Consider the following 26,001-nt stretch of genomic DNA (forward strand, 5'->3'; position numbering starts at 1 on the left):
GCTCAGGCCTCCACCTTCGACTCGACCGGTTCCCGCTGGTCCTTGCGCTGCCCCAGCTTCTCCAGCCAGCCGATCAGCACCTCGTGTACCGCATCCGAGCCTACGGGAGCCTCGTCCAGGACCCAGCGGCTCGGGTGTACGAGCACCGCGTCCGTCTGCCAGCCGCCGATCCCGCCATGGCAGCCCACCAGTTCCTCGAACGCCGCCACCTCGTGGGTGTACTCATCCAGCCGGCTGACCACGACGAGGTCGCCGTTGTGCGGCATCTCGGCCTGCCGGAGCATCGAGGCGGCCGCGAGTTCGCCGTACCGGGCGAGCGGGTCCTCGCCCTCGATCCGGCCCGAGCGCAGCACCCGTACCCCGGCGGCGCCGATCGCGACCGGGCCTTCGGCGAGCGAGTCGACCACCACGAACCCGATCCCGGGATGGGTGGCGAGACCGGGGACGAGCTTCGGGTGCAGCAGCTCGATCTCCTCCAGCGGCACCCGCCCGGGCGTGGTGGCGAGGTAGATCAGGGCGAGGTTTCCGGACGCCGTGACGACCATCTGCTCGTCGGCGGCGACCGGCGGCTCGCAGTCCTTCGGGCCGAGCTCGACCTCGCCGCTCTTCACGTGGAAGGCCTTCCGGGTCACGGTCCCGGCGACGCTGCGGCGCATGGTGAGCTCGGTGAGGAACGCGTTCACCGGGCCCCAGCCCTCGGACTTGCCGACCGCCTGGACCGGTTCCTTGGTGGTGTCGACCAGGTCGTCGACGACCTCGGCGAGGGTCCGGCCGTAGCGCTGCAGGAAGGTCGAGCCCTGGCTCTGGCCGTGGTCGGACAGCACGACGATCTCGTACGAGTGCGGAAGGATGTCGATGATCCGCTGCAGCGCGCCGAGCACCCGGTCGAGGCCCTCGAGGGTCTGCAGCGACTCGGCGCGGGTCGGGCCGGCGTGGTGCGCGACCTCGTCGTAGTCGACGAAGTCGCAGTAGATCACCGGCGTGCCCTTCACCAGTTCGTCGGTGACCAGCGAGACGTTCAGGTCGCGGAGCAGGACGTTGGTGATCGCGCGCAGGAAGATGTACCCACCGCCGCGCTTCACCCGCGGCACCAGGTGCCGGACGCGCTGCCGGCGGGCCTGGTGCAGCTCCTTGATCATCTCCGCGACGCACAGGATCAGGCCGCGGGCGGCGCCCTGCGGGCTGGAGAAGAACCGGACGTACCCGCGGCTGCGGCTGTCCGGCAGGCCGGCCCGGCTGAACACCAGCTCACATCGCTCCGCGTCGCCGGACCAGTTGTTGCTGATGCTGACGCCGCCGTCGGCGAGCAGGCCGCGGCCGGTCGACATCCGGGACTCGAGCTCCGCCGCGTCCCGGCCGCGGTTCGTGACCATCACCCGGCCGGTCTCCTTCTCGTACCACCGGAAGGCCGGGATGTGCTTCGAGCCGCCGTGCAGGATGCCTGCCTGGCTGGCCGGCGTGGTCGCCGGGACACCGGTGTGCCAGGACAGCATCGAGTGGTTGCCGTCCCGGATCCAGCCGCCGAGGTTCGGCAGGTTGCCGGCCAGCACCATCCAGTTCAGCAGCGGGGCGGACAGGCCGTCGATCTGGATCACCAGCATCCCGGTCTTCGGCGCGGGCTGGATCCGCCGGGCGCGGCGGTGCACCACGCGCATCACCTCGGCGACGTACGCGTCGTCACTGCCCGCGTACGCGACCCAGCCGACGAACGCGCTGATCGACGACATCACGATCGACACCAGCACCGGCGCCTCGACGCCGCCGTGCAGGTCGACACCCGGGTCGACGGTGATCCCGAGGTAGACGACCGCGAACTGCGACAGCAACCCACCGACGAGGACGCCGATGGATCCGATCAGCACCGCGATCCCCGCGAGGATCCAGCGCATCAGCACCGAGAACACCGCCAGCAGCACGACCAGCCGGAAGATCGGCAACCGGCCGTCGCTGCTGACCTGCGGCAGCAGCCAGAACGTGATGATCAACGTGATCAGCGACGCGAGCCCGCCGTACAGCATCGCTCCCAGGCCACGTCCGGTGCGACGGAGATCCAGCCATACCGGACGTCGTCGCCGGGTTTTCGAGACCTGTTCCGGTGGTTTCGCCATGCGATAGACAGCCTACTTCCCCGTAGTACTTGTGCAGTACGAGACTACGGGGTCGCGGCGACAGGTTTACTGCACCTCCAGGTAGTCGACCTCCGTGTACAGCGTGCCCTTGGTCAGCCGGATCGTGTTCCAGCCGGCGTTCAGCGTGATCGGCACCGCGCTCTCGTGCCAGTTGTCCCAGCCCGTGACCGGATAGCTGACCGAGCCCGCGTTGTTGCCGTTGACAACGAGGCCGTGGCTCGCGGTGGACGCGGAACCGTTGGCGTACCCGACGTACAGCGTGTAACTGCCGGACACCGGCGCGAACACGGTGTTCTCCACCCACGAGTCGGCGTAGTCGATGTACGCGACCACCTTCCCGTCCGAGGCGCCGGCCGCGTTCGACCGGACCGAGCAGTGGTTGAGTGTGCCGCGCTCAGCTTCGTACCGGACCCGGCTGCCGCGGACCACCGGGTAGTCGTTCGCGTACCCGACGTCGGCGACGTACAAGTGCCGGTCGCCGTTCACCCAGCCGTGCAGGAACACCTTGTCACCGACGAAGTCCGCTCCACCTGGGCCGCAGACGTGATTGTCGAATGTCGCGGTCGTCATCAACGGTCGGTACGCCGTCGTCCACGGACCGCTGAGGCTGGTCGAGGTGGCGTACGACGTCAGGTAGTTGCAGTCGCTGTACCCGCCGCCGGAGAAGTAGAGCACGTACTGCGAGCCGCGCTGCACCAGGTCGGGCGCCTCGATGATGCCGCTCGACGTCAGCATCGCCGTGTTCCCGCCGACCAGCGTCCGGCCGTTGTTCGAGGTCTTCGTCAGCCACAGCGTCGACGGTTGACTGATCGCGTTGCCGTCGTTCTTCCAGACCAGGTAACGGGTGCCGTCTCCTGCGACGAACGTGTTCGGGTCGATCGCGCCGCCCAGGTCGAGCGGGCAGATCAACGGCGCCGTACCGACCGGCTGGAACGGGCCGAGCGGGCTCGTGGCCGTGGCGACGCCGATGCACTGGCGGCCGGAGGCCTTGTGCCACGCGGTGTAGGTGAGGGTGTAGGTGCCGTCCGGGTTCGGGTAGACGTCCGGCGCCCAGGTACGTCCCGGTTGCGCCCAGTCCGCGGACGGGCCGCCGGGCATCGCGTCGCCGCGGATCGTCCACGGGCCGTTCGCGCTGGGCGCGCTCGCGACCGGCACGGTGCCGCGGCTGCCGTTGGTGGCGTACGCGTACCAGGTGCCGTTCTGCTCGAAGACGTCCGGGTCGGGGAAGTTCTCGCCGATGATCTCGCTCGGGAACACGGGGCCGGTGTCCGCGTGGGCGGGTACGGACAGGAAGGTGGTCAGGCTCAGGGCGACGACCAAGGCCGCCAGAAGTCGTCTCATGGGTGACTCCTCAGGTGGGGGCGGATACCTGTGGACACCACTTTTACATCGATTCACCTGAAGCGCCATGCCGCAATCACTGGACCCTGCAGTTCTGGAGGTGGAGACTCCCGCTAGTTGATTTCCGCCTGGATCAAGGGAGTATCTCGTGAGTCTTTTACCGAGAGTGTCGGGACGCGGGATGATCGCCGCCGTCGCCGCGGTCGCCGCCGTGGCCGGTGGTTTCGTAGGACAGTCGGCCGCGGCGCCGACCGCAGTACAGGAGACAGCTCTGCAGCAGCGGCTGGACAGCCTGCTGAACGACAGCCGGTACGACGGCTCGCAGGTCGCGCTCGTGGTGCGTGACGCGACCACCGGCGAGACGCTGTACGACAAGAACGGCGCCGAGCGGCTGCTGCCCGCGTCGAACACCAAGCTCTTCACCTCGACGGCCGCGATGCACACGCTCGGCCCGTCCTACCGCTTCCACACCGACGTGCTCGCGACCGCACCCGTCCGCGGTGGACAGCTCCTCGGCAACCTCTACCTGAAGGGGTACGGCGACCCGACGGCGCTCGAGTCCGACTACGCCGGGCTGGCTCAGCAGCTCAAGGCTGCCGGCGTACGGCGGGTTGTCGGCAACCTGATCGCCGACGATACGTACTTCGACCACGTCCGGCTCGGTGACACCTGGTCCTGGGACGACGAGCCGTACTACTACAGCGCCCAGATCTCCGCGCTGACGCTGGCGCCGAACACCGACTACGACTCCGGTACGGCGATCGTCGAGAGCCGGCCGGGTGCAGCCGCGGGTGCTCCGGTGCAGCTCAACCTGGTACCCGCGAACGGCGTCCTGAAGCTGGTCAACACCGCGACCACCGGCGCGGCCGGTTCCGCGAACACGATCAGCGTCGACCGCGACCACGGCACGAACGTCGTCCGGATCACCGGGTCGATGCCGCTCGGGTCGGCGGTCGAGCAGGACTGGGTGACCGTCTGGGAGCCCGAGCTGTACGCCGCCGACGTCTTCCGCCGGCAGCTCGCCGCGCAGGGCATCACGGTGCTGGGGAAGATCGAGAACGCGGCGACACCATCCGGCGCGGCCCGGCTCGCGCGGGACGAGTCGATGACGGTCGGCGAGCTGCTCACGCCGTTCCTCAAGCTCTCGAACAACATGCATGCCGAGACGCTGGTGAAGACGATGGGCGCGGTCGCCGAGGCCGACGGCAGCTGGTCGGCCGGACTCGACGTCGTCACGAACTACGCGAAGACCCTCGGCGTCGACACCAGCCGGATCCGGTTGTCCGACGGCTCGGGCCTGTCCCGCAAGGTGAACGTCACCGCGGACTCGATCACCGACGTACTGATCGGTGCGCAGAAGGAGTCGTGGTGGAAGCAGTGGTACGACGCGCTGCCGATCGCGGGTAACCCGGCACGGTTCGTCGGTGGAACGCTGCGCAGCCGGATGCAGAACACACCGGCCGCGAACAACCTGCACGGCAAGACGGGGTCGCTCACGGGCGTGACGTCGTTGTCCGGGTACGTGACGAACAAGGACGGCCGCAAGCTGGTGTTCTCGATGATCAGCAACAACTACCTGAGCAGCCCGCGCTCGATCGAGGACGCGGTCGGCGTCACCCTCGCCTCCTGGTCCGACCAGGCTCCGCCACCCGCCGTCGCCGCACCACTGAAGGCCGCGTCGACCACCTGTGAGTCGGAGTGGAACAAAGCCTGTTAGTTAATGGTTTGGACAGTACGGCGGTCATCCGTGACGATGCGTGAATGACCGCCGTACTGCCGGAGAAGTACACCGTCCGCCCACCGTCGATCGAGGACGCGCAGGCGCTGCTCGACCTGGTGTCCGACTACAACACCTCGGTCGTCGGTTTCGCCGACTACACGCTGCAGGACGCGGAGGACCAGCTCACCGAGCCCGGCTTCGAACCCGCGACGGACGGCTGGCTGGTGTTCGACGGGGATCGCCTGGCCGGGTACGCGGCGGTGTTCGGCAAGGGCGACCACTCCGTGGTGGACGCCGACCTGGTCACCACCGACCTCGCTGTCGAGACCTACCTCCTCGACCACATCGTCAGGCGTACGGAGGAGTTCGCTCGAAGCTACGGGCATTCGTCGGTCCAACTCGACGCCGTCAACTACCGAGCCGACACCGCCCGCGCGGAACGCCTGTCCAGCTACGGATTCGCTCCGGGTACGACGTTCCACCGGATGCGGATAGACCACACCGGGCCGGTGGTGGCGCCGGAGGTTCCTGCGGGTGTCGTGGTCCGGCGGGGTGCGTACGACGAGGCGAGCCGGCGGGCGGCGCATGCGGTGCTGAACGCTGCCTTCGAAGGGCAGTTCGGGTTCACGCCGCGGTCGTTCGAAGAGTGGCAGACGGCGCAGGAGAACCATTCGGCGTTCGACTGGTCGCAGTTGACGTTGCTGGAGGTGGACGGCGAGGCGGTCGCGATGCTGGCGAGCAACGACCAGTTCGTCGAGGACGAGGACTGCGGGTACATCGGGCGGCTCGCCGTACTCGAGAAGGCGCGCGGGAAGGGGCTCGCCAAGTTCCTGCTGCGGGATCAGTTCGCGGTGGACGCTGCGGCTGGGCGGGCCGGGACGATCCTGCACGTCGACACGAACAACCCGACGCCGGCGCTCGGGGTCTATCTGTCGGTCGGCATGCAGGCGGTGCTGGTAATGGAGGTCTGGCGGCGCGAGGTAGCAGCGTGAGAGATGGTGTGAGCCTGCCAGACGGCTACACCTGGCGGCCGATGCGGCTCGACGACGCCGCGCTGATCGCGGAGCCGTCCGCGGAGTACACGTCGGCCTTGCTCGGGTTCGCCAAGCACAGTCCGGAGGATGTTGCGAACTATCTGCGCGACCCGGGGACGAACCCGGAGACCGACGGGTGGGTCGTCTTCGGTCCGGACGGCTTCGTGGGCTCGGCGACGGCGGTCCCGATCACCGGCGGGTCGCACGTGAACGTCGACATCCTCAGCACGGAGCCAAGCGTCCTGACCTGGCTGCTGAAGCAAGCAGAAGCCCGCGCAAGCGCGGCCGCCGCCTCCGCCACCTCCGCCACGAACGCCGCGGCACCGGCGGGGCTCGAACGGCACGAACCGCCGGCCGGGCATCCGGGCGTGGTGATGCGGGTGGGCGTGATTCGGCAGGACGAGTTTACGGCTGGGGTGCTGGGGGCGCGGGGGTATGTGGTCGGCACCTCGGTGCAGCGGATGCGGATCGGCTTCGGCGGGGCGGTGGTGGAGCCGGTCGTACCGGACGGGGTTGTCGTACGGCGCGGCGCTCTGGACGAGACGAGCCGGCGGGCGGCGCATCGCGTACTGATGGAGGCGTTCGCGGACCAGCCCGCGACGCTGCCGCGACCGTACGACGAGTGGACGGCGTCACGGGAGAGCCGGTCGACGTTCGACTGGTCGCAGGTGACGATCGTCGAACTCGACGGGCAGGCAGCCGGGATGACCGAGTGCAACGACAACTTCGTCAGCACGGACAACTGCGGGTACGTCGGGCGGCTGGCCGTCGTACCGTCGGCGCGCGGGCGCGGGCTCGCGAAATACCTGCTGCACAACGCGTTCGCGGTCGACTCCGCGGCCGGGCGTTCCGGCACGATCCTGCACGTCGACACGAACAACCCGACCCCCGCGGTCGCGCTCTACGCCGGCGTCGGCATGCGCCCCGACCTGGTCAGCGACATCTGGCAGCGAACGATCCGGCCGGACGGCAACTGCGCCCTTTGAGCACGACGCGCTCCCCCGCGGTCCCGGCGTACACCGTGCGGTTGCCGAGCGGACTCCCGAGGTCGAGGCGGAGGACGGTCGGCGCGGGACCGCGGTTCGCGCACTGGTGACCCTCGTTCTGGTCCGGGCCGATGCCGTAGCGGTACGCCGCGATCCGGACCGAGCCGCCGTCCTGGGCCAGGATCCGGACCACCGTGTTCGGCAGGCAGGGCTCGATCGCGACCCCGTCGGGCTCGACGCCGACGTCGAGGACAGTCAGGTGATCCGGGTCCAGCTGCGCCGACGTCACGGCGATCTCGCCGCGCAGCAGGATGACGGTGGAACCGAGCTTGTACTGCTGCGGCGCCGGCCCGTCCACCGCGTACGCAGGCTGCTCGATTCCGATCGTCAGCTCGGGCGCGGCCCGCGGGATGCCCGGCCGGGTGGCGATCGCGGTCCCGATCAGTACAACGGCAACCGCGACGGCGGCGGCAGCCATGGCGTACGGCCGCCGTTTTCGTTCGGGATCTTCCAGCGAGGGCGGGTCGGCCCGCGTCAGCGTGTCGCCGTACTCGGTGACCGCGCCGTCGTCCCGCACATCGTTCAGTGTCGCGCCAGGCCCCGGGCGACGACAGAGGTTGCCGCCGGGAGATCTGAGAGATTACTCTCGAAACATGTCTCTCAGGAATCCGTACGGCGATTTCGAGATCACCGACCCGCAGGCGATGCGCGCCCTCGCGCACCCGGTCCGCCTCGCCGCGCTCAGCTACCTGCAGAAGAACGGGCCGTCGACGGCGACCCAGTTGTCCGAGCACGTCGGTGCGTCGCCGTCGGTGACGAGCTGGCATCTGCGGCATCTGGCCGAGTTCGGCCTGGTCGTCGACGTACCGCCGCCGAGCGGTACGGATCGCCGGCAGCGCTGGTGGAACGCGGTCGCGCGCGGGTTCCGGTACGAGATGCCGGACACGCCGGACGGCGCCGCGGCCGGACGACTACTGCGGACCGAGATGTTGAACCAGGCGCTCGAGGCGGCGCAGCAGTGGCTGGTCCAGACCGAGCCGAACCTGGACGCGGAGTGGAGCCGGCTGGCCGGTTCGGCCAACACCACGCTCGCGATCACGACCGCCGAGGCCGAGGCGATCGAGTCCGCGATCGAGGAGCTGCTGGCGCCGTACGTCCAGCGCCGCGACGCGGGCGGCACCCCCGACGACGCCCGCGCGGTCCGGTACCTGCGAATCACGTTGCCTGAAGCAACGGAAGCAACGGACGCGTCGTGAGCACGCTCGCCGCCCCGAGCCTGTGGCGGGACCGCCGGTTCCGCCGGTTCTGGTCCGCGCAGGGCGTGTCCGAGTTCGGTGACCGGATCACCGAGCTGGCGCTGCCGCTGATCGCGGTCACGATGCTGGACGCCTCCCCGAGCCAGGTCGGGTTCCTGACCGCCGCGGTCTGGCTGCCGAACCTCGCTTCGTTGTTCATCGGCACCTGGGTCGACCACCGCCGCGACAAGCGGCCGCTGATGATCGCCGCCGACCTCGCGCGGACGGTGCTGCTGCTCACGCTGCCGGTCGCCTACTGGTGCGGTTTCCTTGCCCTCGGCCACTTGTACGCGATCGCGGTGCTTGCCGGTACGGCGCATGTCCTGTTCAACACCGCGAACGCGTCGTTCTTCGTCCGGCTGGTGGATCGCGAGCAGTACCTGGAGGCGAACAGCAAGCTGTCCGCGACCCGGTCGATCTCGTTCATGGGCGGGCCTGCCCTGGCCGGCCTGCTGGTGCAGTGGCTGACGGCGCCGGTTGCGATCTTCGTTGACGCACTCACGTTCGTGTTCTCGGCGGTGCAGCTCGGCCGGCTGAAGCTCGAACCGGGCCCGGCCGAGGATTCCGGCGAGCCGATCCTGCGCCGGGCGGCGGCCGGGATGCGTTACGTACTGAAGCATCCGTACATCAGCCGCAGCCTGGGCTGCGCGACCACGGTGAACTTCTTCAACCTGATGAGTACGGCGCTGCTCGTGCTGTTCGCGAGCCGCATCCTCGGGCTGTCCGCGGGCGTCATCGGCCTGGCGTTCGGCATCGGTGCGTCCGGCGGCCTGCTCGGCGCGGTCACGGCGTCCCCGCTCAGCCGCCGCTTCGGCGCCGGTCCGGTGATCGCGTTCGGCGCGGTCGTCTTCCCGAGCTCGATCGCGATCGCCGCGGTGTCCGGCGGACCGACCTGGCTCAAGGCGACCTCGCTCGCGGTCGCGGAGTTCGTCGGAGCGTTCGCGGTGATGTGTTTCGACGTACCGCTCAACGCACTACAGGCAGCCGTCTGCCACGATCACATGCGCAGCCGGGTGGCCGGTGCGTTCAGCAGTATCAACTACGGGATTCGACCTCTGGGTGCAGTAGTAGGAGGGCTTCTCGGCACCTGGGTAGGTGTCCGGGAAACCCTCCTGATCTCAGCAGCCGGCGGCCTGTTGTCGGTCCTGTGGCTGATCGGCTCCCCGATCATCCGGACCCGCGACCTGACCGGCCTGGAGCCGCCTGCTTAGTCCTCGACGAACTCCTCGACCGGGGCGACCTTGTTGACCGTCTTGCGGAGCGGTACTTCCTTGATGAACATCACTGCGATCAGGCCGACGACGGCGCAGGCGGCGGCGATCAGGAAGATCCGGCCGGTCGCGTCGCCGTAGGAGTGGCGGACGAGGGCGGCGAGCTGCGGCGGGAGGTGCTTGACGTCCAGCAGGCTGGTCCCGCCTCCCTGGAGTTTGCTGGCCGCCTCGGCGCCGTTCGGGCCGGCCAATAGGCCGGCGACGATCAGGTCCTTGACCCGGGCGGCGAGTACCGCGCCGAGAGCCGAGACGCCGACCGCACCACCCAGGCTGCGGAAGAACGCGACGGTCGCGGACGACGCGCCGATCTGCGTGACGTCGACGGTGTTCTGTACGGCGAGCACCAGGTTCTGCATGGTCATACCCATGCCGAGGCCCATCGCGAGCATGCCGAGTCCGACGTACCAGTACGGCGTGCTGTGGTCGATCGTGCCGAGGATCAGCAGACCACCCAGCAGCAGGACGCCGCCCGACACCAGGTACCGCTTCCACTTCCCGTACCGGGTGATCAGCTGACCCGATCCGGCCGAGCCGACGAACGAACCGAGCATCATCGGGATCGTCAGCAGGCCGGCCTCGGTCGGGCTGTAGCCGCGGGCGATCTGGAAGTACTGGCCGAGGAACAGCGCGCTGCCGAACATCGCGACACCGACCGACAGGCTGGCCACGATCGCCAGCGCGGTGGTGCGTTCGCGGACGACCTTCAGCGGTACGAGCGGCTCGGCGACCCGGTTCTCGACGAGTACAGCGACGAAGCCGACCAGCAGCGTGCCGCCGACGAACAGCGCGGACTGCCAGGACATCCAGGCGAAGTCCGTACCGGCGAAGGTGACCCACAGCAGCGGCAGGCTGGCCGCGATGCTGATCAGTACGGCGCCGACGTAGTCGATCTGGACCTTGCGCTTGAGCACCGGCAGGTGCAGGTACTTCTGCAGGATCACCAGGCTGACCACGGCCAGCGGGACGCAGACGTAGAAACACCAGCGCCAGCCGAGCCAGGACGTGTCGACGATGACACCACCGATGAGCGGTCCACTGACGGTCGCGACCGCCATCACGGCACCCATGTAACCGGAGTACCGGCCCCTGCTCCGGGGCGGAATGGCGGCGCCGATGATCGCCTGGGCGAGGGCCATCAGGCCGCCCATCGCGAGTCCCTGCAGCACCCGGGCACCGATCAGAAACGGCACGTTGTGGGACAGGCCGGCCAGCGCGGAGCCGATCACGAAGACCGAGATCGCCAGCTGGACCAGCAGTTTCTTGCTCACCAGGTCCGAGAGCTTGCCCCAGATCGGGGTGGACACCGTAGTGGCCAGCAGGCTCGCGGTGAGGACCCAGGTGTACTGCGTCTGGGAGCCTTCGAGGTCGGCGATGATCGTCGGCAGGGCGTTGCTGACGATCGTCGAGCTGAGCATCGCCGTGAACAGCGCGGCGAGCAGCCCGATCAGGATCTCGAGGATCTCGCGGTGGGTGAGTTCCGGCGCGGCTTGCCCAGAGTTGGGCACCTGCGACCGGGTCTCGGTGACAGTCATTACTCTCCAGTCCTGGGCGTTTGCCTCACGAGCTTGTTGGCCTCGGTGATCGCGACCGCGACGCGCTGCAGGGTGGCAGCGGCCGCAACCATCGCGTCGTCGTCGAGGTCCGACAAGGCGGTTCTGAGTTGCTGGGTGTAAGCGGAGTACATGGCCTCCAGCCGGGCCTTGCCCTGCGCCGAGAGGCTGACCAGCCCGACCCGGGCGTCGGCGGGATCCGGCCGGCGGCTCACCAGTCCGTCGGCCTCCAGCGCGGTCAGCTGCCGGCTCACCACCGACGCGTCGACACCGAGCTTCGCGGCGATCTCCCCGCCGCGTTGCTCGCCGTCCTTCATCAGCACCTTCAGCACGCTCGCGTCCGACCGGCGCAGAGCACCGTCGCCGCCGCTGAGGTGCCGGTGCTCGATACAGCGCACGGCCCGGATCAGGGAGGAAACCCCCTCGAGCAGCTCCTGAGCCGCCGCATCCCGCTCTACCCCGGGGACAAGGGGTTGCTGAGCTAGTTGCATAACCCAACTATATACACAAATAGTTGGTTTTCACAACCATATGCGCAGGGTGTGGGTAAGTGGTTACTACCTGTGAAGCGTCAGCCCAGGTCGGTGTTGAGGCGGGCCAGGAGGCGGCCGAGGTCGGCCAGGTCGGTGGGGTTCCAGCGGTCCAGGATGGCGCGGAACTCGGTCTGGCGTTGGGTGCGCATCGCTTCGTAGCGTTCGGCGCCGGTGGTGGTGAGACGGAGCAGGCGGGCCCGGCCGTCGTCCGGGTCGCCGATGCGTTCGATCAGGCCGAGGTTCTCGAGCTGGCTGATGCCGCGGCTGACCGTCGACTTGTCGAGGCCGAGAACCTGCGCGACATCGGAGGCACGGACGCCGGCTCCCGTACCGAGCTCGATCTGGGAGATCAGCGCGTAGCCGGCGGCGTCCATGTCGGGATGGACCCGGCGGGCCAGGCGCAGGGACGCCGAACGCGACCGCCGGAAGAGCGCGGACAGCTCGTGCTCGATGGCGGCGACCAGCTCTTCCGACCGTTCGACCTGCATGCTCACCGGACCACGATCCCCGCGTCGCGGAGTGCCTGCTTCACGTCGGCGATCCGGAAGTCGCCGAAGTGGAACACGCTCGCGGCGAGGACGGCATCCGCGCCGGCCTGTACCGCGGGCGGGAAGTGGTCCGGCGAACCCGCTCCCCCGCTGGCGATCAGCGGTACGTCGACGACCGCGCGGACCGCCTTGATCAGCTCGAGGTCGAACCCCTGCTTCGTACCGTCGGCATCCATCGAGTTCAGCAGGATCTCCCCGGCGCCGAGTTCGCACCCGCGCTGCGCCCACTCGATCGCGTCCAGCCCCGCGGACCGCCGCCCGCCGTGGGTCGTCACCTCGAACCCGCTCGGCTGCTCGGCGGACCGCCGTACGTCCAGGGACAGCACGAGCACCTGGTTGCCGAAGCGGTGCGCGATCTCGCGGATCACCTCCGGGCGGCCGATCGCGCCGGTGTTGATCCCGACCTTGTCGGCACCCGCGCGCAGCAGCCGGTCGACGTCGGCCACCTCGCGGACACCGCCGCCGACGGTCAGCGGGATGAAGACCTGCTCGGCGGTCCGGCGGACCACGTCGTACGTCGTCTCGCGGGAACCCGAGGACGCGGTGATGTCGAGGAAGGTGAGCTCGTCCGCACCCTCGGCGTCGTACACCTGCGCCATCTCGACCGGGTCGCCCGCGTCGCGCAGATCGGCGAAGTTGACGCCCTTGACCACGCGCCCGGCGTCGACGTCCAGACAGGGAATGACTCGTACGGCAAGACTCACGCGGCCAAGCGTAGCGTTCGAGCGACGACAATCAGGCCGAAGTCCACGGGACCGTGAACAGCACAGCTTGTTCACGGTCCCGGAGGCGTTACTTCCAGGCGCGGCGGCGGTTGTCGGTCGATTTCATCGGGCGGGTGGATTCCCAGACGCGGCGCCAGCGGGCGGCGTCGGGGCCGGTCTGGGCCGGGGAGGCGCCGACGGCGGCGCGGCGGCGGGCCTCGTACCAGGTGGTGGATTCCTCGTCGAGGAGGGCCGAGACGGCGGCGGCGATCCGCGGCGCGAAGTCGCGGGCGCTTTCACCCTCCATCGGGCGGAGCGGGTCGCCGTACCGGACGTGCACCGCGGGGCGACCCGGGACGGGCCAGCCGCGGCCGCGGGGCATGGCGGCGAAGGAGCCCTTGATGCCGACGGGGATGATCGGTACGTCGTGCTCGACGGCGAGGTACGCCGCACCCATCCGGAACCGCTGCACCCAGCCGTCGGGCGACCGCGTGCCTTCGGGGAACACGACGACGTTCCATCCGTCGGCGAGCAGGTCGCCCGGTGTGGAGCTCATCTTCCCGCCGCGCCGTTCGATCGGGAACGTGTTGAACACGATCGCCGACCCGGCCGCCCGCCACCACGTGTCGAAGAAGTAGTCCGCCGCGGCCGCGAACGCCGTCCGGCGACGCATCGCGTCCGGCAGCGACAGCAGCAGCAACGGGGTGTCGAGGTGCGACGAGTGGTTCGCGACGATGATCGCGGGACCGTCGAGCTTGAGCAGCGAGTCGAGGCCGCTGACCTGCGGGCTGACCTCGAAGTTGAGGACCGCGTTCAGCGGACCCTTCTGGATCAGGTCGCGGACCGCGATCGCGGCCGGCGTCCGGGCCCACTTGGTCGGGAAGACCGTGGACTCCTTCGGGATCACGTACGGCTCGGCGGTCCGCGGCACCTGCGGCCGCCGGCCCCACCGCCAGCCGCGCGCGACCTGCTTCACGTCCCGCGCGGTGTCGCGGCCGAACTTCACCAGGCTGGTACCCATCAGCGCACGTCCGCGAGCAGGTGCGGAGGGTTGTGCAGGTACGTGATCGACGGCGACCGGCCGACCGAGTGGCTGACCATCTCGAGCGCGTCGGACAGCGTCGACGCCGACCGGAAGCCCATCCGCTCGACGGTCTTGCGGTTCGCCCCGACCCAGACGATGTCGCCGCAGTGGTCCAGCGCGTGCGAGATCCAGTACCACATGTAGAACGGGTGCACGCCGTGGTACGCGTACGAGGTGCGGTACAGGTGGATGTACCACGGGTCCTCGGCGTACTGCTTCTCGAACTTCGCCTCGATCGTCGCCGGGTCGGTGCTCTCGGCAAGTACTTCCTCGAAGAAGTCGACGTACGACGGGTGGTGCAGCTGACTGAACTCGTAGTCGACGGGGTGGTAGAGGATCACCGCGCCGTCCTTGCGGACGACCGGGTTGCCGCGGTACGAGTTGAAGTAGTACCCGAGGCCCATGCAGGCGGCCAGGATCGGGTTCATCACCGAGTTCACGTTGTACGGGCCGATGAACGGCACGCCCATGATCGCGACGTCGGACTGGCCCTGCACCTCGACCAGGTGCTGGCGGTGCACGTTCTCCAGCGTCTTGTCGTGCACCGGCTCGATCTTGCCGGCGTGCACCCCGGTCAGGCCGTACGTCGACCGGACGTCGGTGAAGATCTTGTGCCGCAGCTTGGCCGGCGCCGCGGCGAGCGCGCGCTTGGTACCGAGCATCGAGGCCTGGTCCTTGAGCGACCACTCCCACTCACGCTTCTGCAGGAACTCCAGCGGCCCGCCGAAGATGTCGTTGTTCAGCGTCGTCTCGATCTGGAACACCTTGACGTGCTGGGTCAGCACCTCGCCCATCCGCCAGGCCGACTCGTGCATCTTCGACCGCTTGTGGTCCATGAAGGAGCGCGAGTGGATCATCGTGTGGCTGTTGTGGTGGTGCTTCAGCGACTTGTACGACGCCAGCCCGATCGACGTCGACTTGTGGCCGCCGTCCATCGCCACCAGGTTCACGTTCACGTAGACGAGCAGGTCGGACTCGGCCGCCCGCTTGGAGATCTCGACGTCCTCGCCGTGCCTGGTCTGGCCCAGGTGGGTCAGGTTCGCGCTGTCCTCGGCGTCGAAGTTGTAGAGCTTGCCCTCGGGGAAGAACGAGCGGAACACCCGCTCGCCGACGATGTCCCGCAGCTCGTTCGGGGTCAGCCGGCGGTGCAGCGCGTTCGCCGAGATCAGCTCGACGTCGTCGACGCCGGCCTGCGCGGCCAGCTCCAGCACGGCCTCGATGATGCGCTGCCGGATGTCCGGCTTCTTCATCGGCGGCAGCGGGATCGAGATGTCGTCGAACGCGATCGTCAGCCGCATCCCGGCCCGCAGCAGCTCGGGCAGCGGCTCGGACTCGATCGGGTTCAGCAGCGCGTTCTGGATCGCTTCGTCGACGTCCCGCACCGGCGGCAGTGCCTCCGGCGGGTACACCACCCGGGTGCCGAGCGGGAACCGCTCCAGCAGGAAGCCCTCACCGTTGTGCACGAGCAGCGGCGGGGTCCGGTCGTCCACCTCAAGCACAAAACCTGGCCGAGACATGTTCAGAACCTCTCTCGTCGTACGTTCAGCGCCCTCATGAGGCCCTCACATCGAATGCGACCTTGACTGTTCCCAGCCGGCCGGCGGAGTGCGCGTGGTCGAGCGCCTCACGCCAGCGGTAGAGCGGGTACCGGGCCCCGACGATCCCGTCGAGCGGGGCGCGGCCGGCGAGTTCCAGCGCGGTCTCGAACGCCGGCCGGCCGTTCGGTTCCTGCCGCGCGGAGGCGTACGTGCCGGTGACCTCGAGTTCGCGGAACCAGACCGGCGACAGGTCGGCGCCGCCGGCCGGCATCCCGGACAGGACGACGCGGCCGCCGGCCTTGGTGACCCGCAGCACGGTGTCGATCGAGTCCTTGCTGCCGACCGCGTCGACGGCGACGTCGACCCCGCCGAGCAGGAACTCAGGCGCGCCGAACTCGGGCTTCAACCGGAACGCGCCGGTCGAACGCCGGACGCCGCGGAACACCTCGTCGGGTGCGACGACGTCGCTGGCACCGAAGGCACGGGCGAGCTCACGCTGCTTGGCGTGCTTGGCGACGACCGTGATCCGGCCGGCCTGGGTCAGCTCGCGCAGAGCGAGCGTGGCGAACAGGCCGACCGCCCCCGCGCCACTGACGAGCACCGACTGCCCGGGCTGCACCTGAGCGCGGAGCGCGGCGTGCACCGCGCCGGCCAGCGGCTCCACGAGTACGGCCCGCTCGTCGGACATCCCGTCCGGTACGGCGTACAGCTGGCTGCGGTGGGCGACGAGCATGTTGCCCCAACCGCCACCGGTGTCCTGGCAGAACCCGGTCTGCAGACCCGGCGCCACGTGGCCGACCGTGATCCGGTCGCACCGGTTGGTGTTGCCGGCCACGCAGTTCTCGCACGGCTCGACACCGCGCGCCGTGCAGGTCAGGACGCTGTCCATCACGACCCGGGTGCCCTTCGGCAGGTCCTCGCAGTCGTCGAGCAGTTCACCGACGATCTCGTGACCGGGTACGAACGGCAGCGACACGACGGCGGAGAAGTACAGCTTGGTGGAGCCGGTGACCATGCCGAGGTCGGAGCCGCAGATGCCGGACAGGATCGGCCGGATCCGCGCCCAGCCGTCCCGCTCGGCCTTCGGCTCGTTGATCGTGACGAGCCGCAGCGGCGCGGCCGGTCCGGTCAGGATGCCGGGGATCCGGCCGCCGACCGCCTTGGCCGCCAGGAACTTGGCCGGCGACCGGTACATCTCGAGAGCGAGCATCATCGAGCCAAACCTCCAGAACGCTGCACCCCAGGGAGCTCCAGACGGGACGAGGTGGACGGGGTCTTCCAGTCGACGATCTGCCAGCGCGCGGCCCGGGCGGCCCGGAACAGCGACACGTCCGGCGACACCGCGACCGGGTTGCCGACAGTCGACAGCATCGGGAGGTCCGAGTGGCTGTCGGCGTACGCGAACGACTTCGACAGGTCGACGTTCTCCTGCCGTGCGTGGTGCTTGATCCACGCGGCCCGGGACTCGCCGACCAGCGGCGGCCCGGACAGGAACCCGGTGCAGCGGCCGCGGTCGTCGACGGCCAGCTCGGCCGCGACGATCTCGTCGAACAGCGGCTCCAGCGGGCGGGTCAGCGGCCGGACGGCGCCGGTGATCAGGATCGTCTTGTGCCCGGCGGCGCGGTGCTCGCGGATCCGCCGGACGGCGGCACCGCTCAGACGCTCCAGTACGTGCTCGGCGAGGATCTCGTCGACGATCTGGTTCAGCTCCTCCAGGTCCGCACCGGCGTAGCGGCGGTAGATCGTCCGGAGGAACGTGCCGCGGTCCTTGCGTTCGGCGGCGATCAGCTTCGGCAGCTTGCGCAGCATCGCGCCGATCTCGCCGGCCCGCTGCGGACCGTCCAGCTCGGGCAGCCGCATCCACAGGTAGGTCTCGATCACGTTCGAGGACAGCAGCGTGCCGTCCATGTCGAACGCGGCGATCACCTTCGCCTCGGAGGGCTCGACCTTCTTCAGTACGCCGGCCGACGCCGCGAGCGCCTTGTTCCGCTTCTTCCGCACGACGTCGAGGCGGCGCATCGAGTCGGTGACGCTCGGGCAGTGCACTTCCTGCAGGTAGTGCTGCCAGTCGACGACCGCGGTGTCGCAGGCGAACTTCTCCTTGTCGTCACCCTCGAGCGCGTTGTGCAGGGCCAGGACGTTGTCGTCGACGAACTGCAGTTCGGCCTGCGCGTACTCGGAGTACAGGTCCATGTAGCGGCGGAGGAAGTCCAGGCGGCGCTTCTGGACGTCGAGTTCGCGCGCGTACTTGCGGGTCCGCTCGCCGCGCGGGACCCGGGTGATGACGGCGTCGGCGATCTTGTGTGCCTTCTCGCCGTACCGCAGCATCGTCTCGACCGAGTCGCCGCCGGGGAACTTCCACACCGGCAGCCGGACGGCGCCACGCTCGCCGAGGTCGAACGGGTGCTTGGAGAAGTACGCGCGGACGCCGGCGTACAGTTGCTCGAACGTCAGCGGGTTCCGGGCGCCGGAGCCGATGTGGTAGTACTCCGGCTTGCTCAGCTCCGGCTCGGTCGCCATCACCGCGCAGATCGCGCCGACCACGTGGTCGACCGGGATGATCTCGATCACCGAGTCCGGACTTGCGGGGAACTCCGGCAGTTCACCACGGCCGTACGCCAGGATCAGCGGCTCGGCCATCTTGAAGCCCTCGATCCAGCCCGGGTGCGGGGACTGGACGGCGGACTCGATGATCGCCGGCCGGACGATCGACGTCGGGAGCGTCTTCGAGAACTCCTCGACCACGCGCTCGCCGAGCGCCTTCGTGAACGTGTAGCAGTCGGTCCAGCCGAGGCTGCGGGCGCGTTCGGTACCGGTCTCGACGAGCCGCTTCGCGACCCACTCGATCCGGCGCCGCTCGGTGTCGGCCGCGGCGGTCAGGTGACCGGCCCGGCGGTGCAGCTTCTCGGACTCCTTGCGGAACTTCGCCAGCATCGGCGCGGACCGGGACTGCTCCTCGACCCGGGCCTTCATCGCCATCCCGGCCTCGGCCTCGGTCCGCCAGTCGACGAAGTGCTCGACCGGGGCCTCCGGGATCGCACCGCGCCGGCGGCCGGCCGTGTACGCGGTGGAGATGTGCACGTAATGCACGGGCTTTTGAGTTTCGACGATCCGCTCGAGCAGGCTCTTCGTACCGAGCACGTTGGTCGTGAACGCCTCGTGGATCGGCGGGTCGAAGCTCACGTCACCGGCGCAGTGCACGACGATGTCGAGATCCTTCGGCAGCTCCGGTACGTCGGACAGGTCGCCCTCGACGACCTGGATCCGGGCCGCGGTCAGCGCCTCGGCGTCGGCGTACGGGGTGCCCTCGCCGTAGAACGGCTTGAAGATGTCCTTCTTCAGCAGCTGCGCCATCCGGTCGACACCGGTCAGCGAGCCCTTCGGCCGGATGATCGCCGCCACGGTGGTACCGGGCAGGTCACCGATGATCCGGTGCAGCAGGGCCTCACCGACGAAGCCGGTGACGCCGGTGACCAGGACCTTCTTGTCCTTGAGCTTGTCGGCCAGACTCACTGGTCGCCTCCACGCGTGAGTTCGAGTGCCTCGGTCAGGGTGAACGCACCGGCGTACAGGGCCTTCCCCACGATGACGCCCTCGACGCCGTCCTTGACGAGCGTGCTCAGTGCTTTGAGGTCGTCAAGGCTGGAGACGCCGCCGGAGGCGATGATCGGCTTGTCGGTGCGTGCGCACAGGTCGCGGTACAGGTCCAGGTTCGGGCCCTGGAGCATGCCGTCCTTGGTGACGTCGGTGACCACGTACCGCTCGCAGCCGGCCGCTTCCAGCCGGGCGAGCACCTCGTACAGGTCGCCGCCTTCCTTGGTCCAGCCGCGGGCGGCCAGCGTCCGGCCGCGGACGTCCAGGCCGATCGCGACCCGGTCGCCGTACTGCTGGATGATCCGGTCGCACCACTCCGGGTTCTCGAGCGCCGCGGTGCCGATGTTTACCCGGCGGGCACCGGTGGCGAGGGCGGCTTCCAGCGAGTCGTCGTCGCGGATGCCGCCGGACAGCTCGACCTGGACGTCGAGCTTGCCGGTCACCTCGGCGAGCAGTTCACGGTTGCTGCCCCGGCCGAACGCCGCGTCCAGGTCGACGAGGTGGATCCACTCCGCCCCCGCCTCCTGCCAGGCCGTCGCCGCCGCCAGCGGATCGCCGTACGACGTCTCGCTCCCGGCCTCGCCCTGCACGAGCCGAACCGCCTGCCCGTCCGCCACATCGACGGCAGGCAGCAGCACCAGGTTGTCTGACATGGCCCACACCCTAGAGGGCCAAGCTGAGAGATCCGTAACCCGGAGCCCTCCTGAGTCGTTTGAAATCGATCTGTCTCAGCAATACCAGTATAGTCACTGGTCTTACGCCTAGGCTGGTCGCGTGACCACCGTCGAGCAGCTCGCCAACGACCCGCATCCGGTCCTCGCCAGCATCCGCCCGGTCGGCTGGGTCGAGGCTCTCAACAGCTGGGTCGTTACCGGCCGCTCCCTCGCGGTGCAGGTCCTCCGCGACCCGGAAACGTTCACCGTCGACGATCCCCGCTTCTCGACCGCCCAGGTCGTCGGCCCCTCGATGCTCTCCCTCGACGGCACCCCTCACAAAGCCCACCGCGACCCGTTCGAGTCCCCCTTCGGCCTCGCCGAAACCCGCCGCCGCTTCGCAGGACCGGTCCAGCAGACGGTCGCTGACCTGATGTCCGCTGTGAGTTCGCCGGCCGATCTACGGACGGCGCTGGCCGGACCGCTGTCGGTGGCTGTGGTCGCCTACTCGTTGGGCTTGCCGCCTGCTTCTGCACCCACAGTTCTGGGTTGGTACTCCGCGATCTCCGAGTCCGTGTCGGGTGTATCCGCCGGGCGTTCTGTGACGGACGCCGGCGGGGCCGCGTTCGCCGAGCTGCACAAACATGTTGCCTCGGGCATCGATGGGTCGGACTCGTTGCTCGCCGCGGCCGCGCACGCCGGGCTTGGTGTGGACGAGGTGGTGGCGAACGCGGCCGTGTTGATGTTCGGTGGGATCGAGACGACCGAGGGGATGATCACCAACGCGCTCTGGTACCTGCTGAACCACCCGGACCAACTCGCACTCGTACGGAACGAGCCGGAACTCCTGGCGAACGCCGTCGAGGAATCGCTCCGGCTGGAACCGGCCGCCGCGGTCGTCGACCGGTACGCGACCCGCGACATCGAACTCGCCGGCCACCGGATCCGCCGCGGCGACATGGTGACCGTCTCGCTCGCGGGCGCCGGGCGCGACCCGCAGGTCTTCGACGACCCGGACACCTTCGACGTACGCCGTCCGAACGCCCGCCGTCATCTCGCCTTCGCCAGCGGCCCGCACATCTGCCTCGGCATGCACCTGACCCGCCTCGAAACGCTGTCCGCCCTCGAAGCAGTCCTCGAACTCCCCGGCCTCCGCCTCGAACCGGACTCGCCCGCACCGTACGGCCTCGTCTTCCGCAAACCGCCCGCGCTCAACGTCAACTGGGACGCCTGAGCACCAGCATCGTCACCGGGTAGACCGGCATCACCCGATCCGGATCGACCGCCGCATCCACCGCAAACCGCGCGAACCCAGCGCCCGCCCTACGGGCGCGGGCGTCAGCCGAGGAACACGTCGTAGGCGAGTCGCAGGATCAGGGCGGAGACGACGAGCAGGAAGACGACGCGGACGAAGCGGCTGCCGCGGGCGACGGCGGTGCGGGCGCCCAGCAGTCCGCCGAGCATGTTGGCGGCACCCATGATCAGCCCGAGACCCCACAGCGGTGCGCCGTGCAGGGCGAAGACGAGGATCGCGCCCAGGTTCGTGGCCACGTTGGCGATCTTGGCCTTCGCGCTCGCCTGCAGGAAGTTGTACCCGAGCAGGCCGACCAGCGCGAAGATCAGGAACGAGCCCGTGCCCGGACCGACCGCGCCGTCGTAGAACCCGATCAGTACGCCGACCCCGCTCGCCGCCAGGTAGTGGTCGCGGCCGTCGAAACGCAACGCGGTCCGCGCGCCGAGCGACGGCTTCAGCGCGGTGTAGATCGCGACGAGTACGAGCAGTACCAGCACGATCGGCTTGAACCACGACATCGGGATCTTCGTCGCGACGACCGCACCGGCCGCCGCGCCGAGCCCGGCCAGAATCGCCAACGGCAGCACGGTTCTACGGTCCGGACGCACCTTGACACCGAACGTGACCGCGCTGGTGGTCGTACCGCACAACGACGAGATCTTGTTGGTGGACAGGATCTGCGCTGGCGACGCGTTCGGCAGCCCGAGCAGCATCGCGGGCAGTTGCAGCAGTCCGCCGCCGCCCACCACCGCGTCGATCCACCCGGCCGCGAACGCCGCCACCACCAGGAACAGCAACGTCAGCAACGAAACATCAGGCACAGGCCCCGATGATCCGGTAAGGGCGTAGTACGACTCAACCCTTACACCGTCAGCTGAGAGACAAACCACATCCGGAGTGCCACCCTGAGGCCATGGCGTCCTCGATCCTGCCGCCGGAAGGTGAGCAGCTCGCTACCGGCTGGGAGCCGGACCTCGCGCCGGCGGACTCATTGATCCGCCAGGCCGTGCTCGCCCACGCGTCCTGGGCGGTCGACGCCGCCCGCCGGGCCGGCAAGCCCTGGTACGACGGCGACACCTGGGCCGGCAGCATCCTCGGCGAGCGTGGCGCGTTGACGAACTGGGTGGTCCTGAAGCAGCCCGTGGACCCGGCCGAGGTCGTCGCCGAGGTCGCCCGCGAACTGCCGGGCGACGCCCCGTACCTGTTCGTCAGCCCGTGGCCGACCGGCGACCTGCGCCCGTCCGGACTCGGGCTGGCCGGACATCCGCCGCTGATGCTCCGGCTCCCGCAGACCGCAACCACTGCGCCGGCGACCGATCTGGACGTCCGCCGGGTGCTCGACACCGACGGCCTGGCCGACGCCGAACGGGTGCTGGTCGAGGGCTATCCGCTGCCGGAACTCCTGCCCTTCAAGCCCGGCGCCCTCTACGTACCGTCCTTTCTCGACGCCTCCGCGGTCTGGGTCGGCTACGACGACGGCGTACCGCTCGCGACGTCGGTGGCACACAGCGCGGCCGGCCTCACCCTCGTCGAGAACGTCGCGGTGATGCCCGCTGCGCGCGGTCGTGGCGCAGGTGCGGCCGTGACCTGGGCGGCGACCACGACGTACGACGGTCAGCCCGCGGCACTGATCGCGTCCGACGACGGACAGCCCGTGTACGAACGCCTGGGCTACCTGCGGCTGGAGCGGTGGACTGTCTGGGTCCGCGCGTGACACCCCGTCCGGGAGAATGGGCCGGGTGAAGTTCCTACTGCTGATCCACAACAACCTCGAGGCGCTCAAGGGGCTCGGTGAGGACGAACTGACCGAGCTGGCCGGCGGTCGTGAGCAGGTCGCCGCGACGGCGCGCGAGCTGTTGAAGACCGGCGAACTCGTGTCGGTCCTCGGGCTGCAGGAGCCCGGTACGGAGAAGGACATCCAGCTCGTCGCCGGTACGCCGGTGATCTCGGACCGGCCGCTGCTGGAGACGAAGGAGTACCTGGCCGGCGCGATCGTGGTGCACTGCGCGTCGGTGGAGCGCGCGCTCGAACTCGCCGCACTCATCCCGCTGGCGAAGTTCCGCCGCGTCGAACTGCGGGAGATCCGGCTCGACCAGGACGACTTCTTCGCGGAGCTCGACGACTTGTGAGCGAGGTCGAGGCCACGATCCGGGCCGCCGCACCGCGGGCGCTCGCCGCGCTGGTCCGGCGGTACGACGTGTTCGACCAGTGCGAGGACGCGGTCCAGGAAGCCCTGCTGGAGGCGTTCGTACGGTGGCGCGAGAACGGCGTACCCGAGCAGCCGACCGGGTGGCTGATCAGCGTCGCGACGCGGCGGATGATGGACGGCTGGCGGCGGGACAACGCGCGCCGGCAGCGTGAGCTGAACGACTTCTTCCGGGCGGCCGATCCGGATCCGGAGGACTACCACGAGGACTCCGACGACACCGTCCGGCTGCTGGTGCTCTGTTGCCATCCAGCGCTGACCCCGGCCTCGCAGATCGCGCTGACGCTCCGCTCGGTCGGCGGTCTCACCACGGCCGAGGTCGCGGCCGCGTTGCTGGTCAGCGAGACGACCGTGGCCCAACGGATCAGCCGGGCCAAGCGGATGATCGCCGGCGCCCGCTTCGAACTACCCACAGCCGGCGAGTACGACGTACGCCTCCGTGCCGTCCTGCAGGTGCTCTACCTGATCTTCAACGAGGGCCACACCGCGAGCGGCGGTTCTGAGTTGCAGCGGGTCGATCTGGCCGCGGAAGCACTCCGGATCACTCGATTGCTGGAGCAGGCCGTCGGCGGACGGGGCGAAGTCACCGGCCTGCTCGCGTTGATGATCCTCACCCACGCCCGCCGTGATGCACGGACCGGACCGGGCGGCGACCTGATCCCCGCCGACCGCCAGGACCGGTCCCGCTGGTACGCCGACGAGATCGCGGAAGGCACCCGCCTGGTCGAGGACGTACTGCGGACCGGTGCCGTCGGCCCGTACCAGCTGGAAGCCGCGATCGCGGCCGTACACAGCGAGGCCGACTCGGTCGAGACCACGGACTGGGCACAGATCGCCGGCCTGTACAAGCTCCTCGAACGGGTCGACCCGAGCCCGATGGTGACGCTGGGATCCGCCGTCGCGATCGCGATGACCGACGGCCCGGACGCCGGCATCGCGGTCGTCGAAGGACTCGCCGGCGACCGCTACCTCGGCGACCACCACCGGCGGTTGTCCGTCCTCGCCCACCTGCACGAACTCGCAGGCAGACCGGACCTGGCCCGCGCCAACTACCTCGCCGCGCTGGAGCGCACCCGGAACACAGCCGAGCAGAACTACCTCCGCGAACGCATTGCCCACCTCATCAAGTGACGGCGGCCGCCGGTCCATTCCGGGCGCGGCGGGACGCTGAGTGCGTTGCGGAACACGTGGCCTGGATCGACCGTCTGCTTGAGTACGGCGAGCCGCGTCCGGTGTGCCTCCGGGTAGCAGGCGTCGAGGTCGGCGTCGGTCGGGTCGGACAGGAAGTTCAGGTACGCGCCGTCCGGCTCGAGCGATCGCCAGAGCGCGTCGAAGGCCTCGGGCTGCCTGCCTTGCTGTTCGGGCGTCCCCATCAGCACCGAGTTGACCATGAAGCGCGCATCGCGGTGCGCAAAGGCGGTCGCGTCCGCGGGCATCGCGCCGTACGCGCCGCCCAGTGAGCGAATCTCGATCGCGAGACCAGGGATCCGCGGGCGAGCCGCCAGCAACTTCTCGGCCAGGCCGTCGGACCACGTGTCGTAGAAGCCGTTGCGGATCCGCGGACGCCAGTCGGGCGGCATGGTCATGTCGCTGAAGACCTCGGCGTACGGAACTTCCGCGACCTGCTCGCTGATCAGCGGGCCGAGGTGGCGCAGCGGCTCGAGGACCTCGGTGGTCGTCGCGCACACCTGGACGGCGACGGGTACCTGCCGGTCCGCCATCATCGTCGGCGCCAACTGCAGGCTCGCCGTCAGCTCGTCGGGAGCATCGGGCAGGTACTCCGCCCACGCGCGGATCACCTGTTCGGCCTGCGTCCACGGATACAGCAACGTGCCGAAGTACACCGTCGGCCGGCGGATGGCGCTGATGTCGTACGACGTGACCACGCCGAGGCTGCCCGCCGCGCCGCGGACACCCCAGAACAGCTCCGGTTCGGTGGCGGCGTCGACCCGGCGCACCGCACCGTCCGCGGTCACCACTTCGGCGGACACGACGTTGTCGATCGCCAGCCCATGCTTGCGGACCATCCAGCCGATGCCGCCGCCGGCCATCAGCCCGCCGACGCCGACGCTCGCGGTGTCACCCGACGAGATCGCCAGTCCGACCTTCCCCAAGCGCGCGGCGACCTCTCCCCACGTCGCCCCGGTTTCGACCCGTACGACGTCGTCCGGCAGCACCCGTACCTCGTCCATCGGCCGTACGTCGATCACCACGCCGCCGTCGCTCGTCCCGAACCCGGCCGCATGATGCCCGCCGCTCCGTACTGCGATCGGCAGATCCTGCGCCTCGGCGTACTTCAACGCCGCCACGACGTCCGCCGCGGTCGCACACCGGACGACCACAGCCGGCCGCCCCACGGCCGTCATCGTCCGCCCGGCCGCCTCGAACCCCGCGTCACCCGGCACCAGGACGTCTCCCGCGACCACTCTACGCAGTTCCAGTTCCTGCATCTCACTCCCTCGATCCCGGCGCCCCCTCTGGCGCCTCACCCCCAGATCGCAGCCGGCCGCGCATCCTCGAC

Annotated in this window: 23 protein-coding genes; 9 read left to right on the forward strand and 14 right to left on the reverse strand. The window is 69.4% G+C overall.

Going from position 1 to position 26,001, the window contains the following annotated elements; translation table 11 throughout:
• Positions 1-2: 2 nt before the first annotated feature.
• Both ACFYRU_RS24580 and ACFYRU_RS24585 read right to left on the reverse strand, forming a co-directional pair.
• Complete coding sequence (locus tag ACFYRU_RS24580) at positions 3-2,108, reverse strand: alkaline phosphatase family protein (RefSeq protein ID WP_387662689.1); 2,106 nt, start codon at positions 2,106-2,108, stop codon at positions 3-5.
• A 66-nt stretch (positions 2,109-2,174) separates the two neighbouring features.
• The gene (locus ACFYRU_RS24585; RefSeq protein WP_387662690.1) at positions 2,175-3,470 is read right to left on the reverse strand and encodes a family 43 glycosylhydrolase; all 1,296 of its coding nucleotides are present in this window, start codon (positions 3,468-3,470) and stop codon (positions 2,175-2,177) included.
• Positions 3,471-3,618: 148 nt separating this feature from the next.
• Between ACFYRU_RS24585 and dacB the strand changes: the two genes are divergently transcribed.
• The 3 genes from dacB to ACFYRU_RS24600 are packed head-to-tail and all read left to right on the forward strand — an operon-like array spanning position 3,619 to position 7,210.
• Positions 3,619-5,187: a D-alanyl-D-alanine carboxypeptidase/D-alanyl-D-alanine-endopeptidase gene (gene dacB / locus ACFYRU_RS24590; RefSeq protein WP_387662692.1), complete on the forward strand. Its 1,569-nt coding sequence runs from the start codon at positions 3,619-3,621 to the stop codon at positions 5,185-5,187.
• Positions 5,188-5,231: 44 nt separating this feature from the next.
• Positions 5,232-6,182: a GNAT family N-acetyltransferase gene (locus ACFYRU_RS24595; RefSeq protein WP_387662694.1), complete on the forward strand. Its 951-nt coding sequence runs from the start codon at positions 5,232-5,234 to the stop codon at positions 6,180-6,182.
• Between the two features lie 8 nt (positions 6,183-6,190).
• Entirely contained in the window at positions 6,191-7,210 is a 1,020-nt protein-coding gene (locus ACFYRU_RS24600; RefSeq protein WP_387662696.1) for a GNAT family N-acetyltransferase, read from the forward strand.
• Here ACFYRU_RS24600 and ACFYRU_RS24605 read toward each other — a convergent pair.
• A complete protein-coding gene (locus ACFYRU_RS24605) occupies positions 7,158-7,787 on the reverse strand; it encodes a hypothetical protein (RefSeq protein ID WP_387662698.1) in 630 nt (209 codons plus the stop codon). The two genes, ACFYRU_RS24600 and ACFYRU_RS24605, sit on opposite strands and share 53 nt — an antisense overlap.
• Positions 7,788-7,863: 76 nt before the next feature.
• Here ACFYRU_RS24605 and ACFYRU_RS24610 point away from each other — a divergent pair, with 76 nt between their 5' ends.
• Together ACFYRU_RS24610 and ACFYRU_RS24615 are read left to right on the forward strand one after the other, a co-directional pair.
• Positions 7,864-8,466, forward strand: a complete 603-nt coding sequence (locus tag ACFYRU_RS24610; RefSeq protein WP_387662700.1) for an ArsR/SmtB family transcription factor — start codon at positions 7,864-7,866, stop codon at positions 8,464-8,466.
• Positions 8,463-9,716, forward strand: coding sequence for an MFS transporter (locus ACFYRU_RS24615; protein WP_387662702.1), 1,254 nt, complete (start codon positions 8,463-8,465; stop codon positions 9,714-9,716). Before ACFYRU_RS24610 ends, ACFYRU_RS24615 begins: the two co-directional genes overlap by 4 nt.
• Here the strand turns inward: ACFYRU_RS24615 and ACFYRU_RS24620 are convergent.
• The 9 genes from ACFYRU_RS24620 to priA all read right to left on the reverse strand — a co-directional run bounded on the left by ACFYRU_RS24620 (position 9,713) and on the right by priA (position 19,980).
• The gene (locus ACFYRU_RS24620) at positions 9,713-11,308 is read right to left on the reverse strand and encodes an MDR family MFS transporter (protein WP_387662704.1); all 1,596 of its coding nucleotides are present in this window, start codon (positions 11,306-11,308) and stop codon (positions 9,713-9,715) included. The two genes, ACFYRU_RS24615 and ACFYRU_RS24620, sit on opposite strands and share 4 nt — an antisense overlap.
• Complete coding sequence (locus tag ACFYRU_RS24625; protein WP_387662706.1) at positions 11,308-11,817, reverse strand: MarR family winged helix-turn-helix transcriptional regulator; 510 nt, start codon at positions 11,815-11,817, stop codon at positions 11,308-11,310. The genes ACFYRU_RS24620 and ACFYRU_RS24625 overlap by 1 nt, the downstream gene beginning before the upstream one ends.
• 80 nt (positions 11,818-11,897) lie before the next feature.
• The gene (locus ACFYRU_RS24630; RefSeq protein WP_387662951.1) at positions 11,898-12,347 is read right to left on the reverse strand and encodes a MarR family winged helix-turn-helix transcriptional regulator; all 450 of its coding nucleotides are present in this window, start codon (positions 12,345-12,347) and stop codon (positions 11,898-11,900) included.
• Positions 12,348-12,349: 2 nt separating this feature from the next.
• Positions 12,350-13,111, reverse strand: a complete 762-nt coding sequence (gene hisF / locus ACFYRU_RS24635) for an imidazole glycerol phosphate synthase subunit HisF (RefSeq protein ID WP_387662708.1) — start codon at positions 13,109-13,111, stop codon at positions 12,350-12,352.
• 88 nt (positions 13,112-13,199) lie between these two features.
• On the reverse strand, positions 13,200-14,132 hold the full coding sequence (locus ACFYRU_RS24640; RefSeq protein ID WP_387662710.1) for a lysophospholipid acyltransferase family protein: 933 nt from the start codon (positions 14,130-14,132) through the stop codon (positions 13,200-13,202).
• Positions 14,132-15,685, reverse strand: coding sequence for a lactate racemase domain-containing protein (locus ACFYRU_RS24645; RefSeq protein WP_387662712.1), 1,554 nt, complete (start codon positions 15,683-15,685; stop codon positions 14,132-14,134). The genes ACFYRU_RS24640 and ACFYRU_RS24645 overlap by 1 nt, the downstream gene beginning before the upstream one ends.
• 61 nt (positions 15,686-15,746) lie before the next feature.
• Positions 15,747-16,946 (reverse strand): zinc-binding dehydrogenase, encoded by a 1,200-nt coding sequence (locus tag ACFYRU_RS24650; RefSeq protein WP_387662714.1) that lies wholly within the window; start codon positions 16,944-16,946, stop codon positions 15,747-15,749.
• Positions 16,943-19,246 carry an HAD-IB family hydrolase gene (locus ACFYRU_RS24655; RefSeq protein ID WP_387662716.1) on the reverse strand — a complete coding sequence of 768 codons (2,304 nt, stop codon included), beginning with the start codon at positions 19,244-19,246 and terminating at the stop codon, positions 16,943-16,945. The genes ACFYRU_RS24650 and ACFYRU_RS24655 overlap by 4 nt, the downstream gene beginning before the upstream one ends.
• Complete coding sequence (gene priA / locus ACFYRU_RS24660; RefSeq protein ID WP_387662718.1) at positions 19,243-19,980, reverse strand: bifunctional 1-(5-phosphoribosyl)-5-((5-phosphoribosylamino)methylideneamino)imidazole-4-carboxamide isomerase/phosphoribosylanthranilate isomerase PriA; 738 nt, start codon at positions 19,978-19,980, stop codon at positions 19,243-19,245. The genes ACFYRU_RS24655 and priA overlap by 4 nt, the downstream gene beginning before the upstream one ends.
• Positions 19,981-20,101: 121 nt before the next feature.
• Between priA and ACFYRU_RS24665 the strand changes: the two genes are divergently transcribed.
• Positions 20,102-21,214 carry a cytochrome P450 gene (locus ACFYRU_RS24665; RefSeq protein ID WP_387662719.1) on the forward strand — a complete coding sequence of 371 codons (1,113 nt, stop codon included), beginning with the start codon at positions 20,102-20,104 and terminating at the stop codon, positions 21,212-21,214.
• Between the two features lie 104 nt (positions 21,215-21,318).
• On the opposite strand, the gene ACFYRU_RS24670 is transcribed toward ACFYRU_RS24665, so the two are convergent.
• Positions 21,319-22,095, reverse strand: coding sequence for a sulfite exporter TauE/SafE family protein (locus ACFYRU_RS24670; protein ID WP_387662720.1), 777 nt, complete (start codon positions 22,093-22,095; stop codon positions 21,319-21,321).
• A gap of 92 nt (positions 22,096-22,187) precedes the next feature.
• Between ACFYRU_RS24670 and ACFYRU_RS24675 the strand changes: the two genes are divergently transcribed.
• The 3 genes from ACFYRU_RS24675 to ACFYRU_RS24685 are packed head-to-tail and all read left to right on the forward strand — an operon-like array spanning position 22,188 to position 24,611.
• Complete coding sequence (locus tag ACFYRU_RS24675) at positions 22,188-22,988, forward strand: hypothetical protein (RefSeq protein WP_387662721.1); 801 nt, start codon at positions 22,188-22,190, stop codon at positions 22,986-22,988.
• Positions 22,989-23,013: 25 nt separating this feature from the next.
• Positions 23,014-23,403 carry a YciI family protein gene (locus ACFYRU_RS24680; protein WP_387662722.1) on the forward strand — a complete coding sequence of 130 codons (390 nt, stop codon included), beginning with the start codon at positions 23,014-23,016 and terminating at the stop codon, positions 23,401-23,403.
• Complete coding sequence (locus ACFYRU_RS24685) at positions 23,400-24,611, forward strand: RNA polymerase sigma factor (protein WP_387662724.1); 1,212 nt, start codon at positions 23,400-23,402, stop codon at positions 24,609-24,611. Before ACFYRU_RS24680 ends, ACFYRU_RS24685 begins: the two co-directional genes overlap by 4 nt.
• On the opposite strand, the gene ACFYRU_RS24690 is transcribed toward ACFYRU_RS24685, so the two are convergent.
• Complete coding sequence (locus ACFYRU_RS24690; protein WP_387662726.1) at positions 24,575-25,930, reverse strand: FAD-binding oxidoreductase; 1,356 nt, start codon at positions 25,928-25,930, stop codon at positions 24,575-24,577. The genes ACFYRU_RS24685 and ACFYRU_RS24690 overlap by 37 nt on opposite strands.
• Between the last annotated feature and the right edge of the window lie 71 nt (positions 25,931-26,001).

It is taken from the genome of Kribbella sp. NPDC004536 (assembly GCF_042873835.1).
Lineage (GTDB): Bacteria > Actinomycetota > Actinomycetes > Propionibacteriales > Kribbellaceae > Kribbella.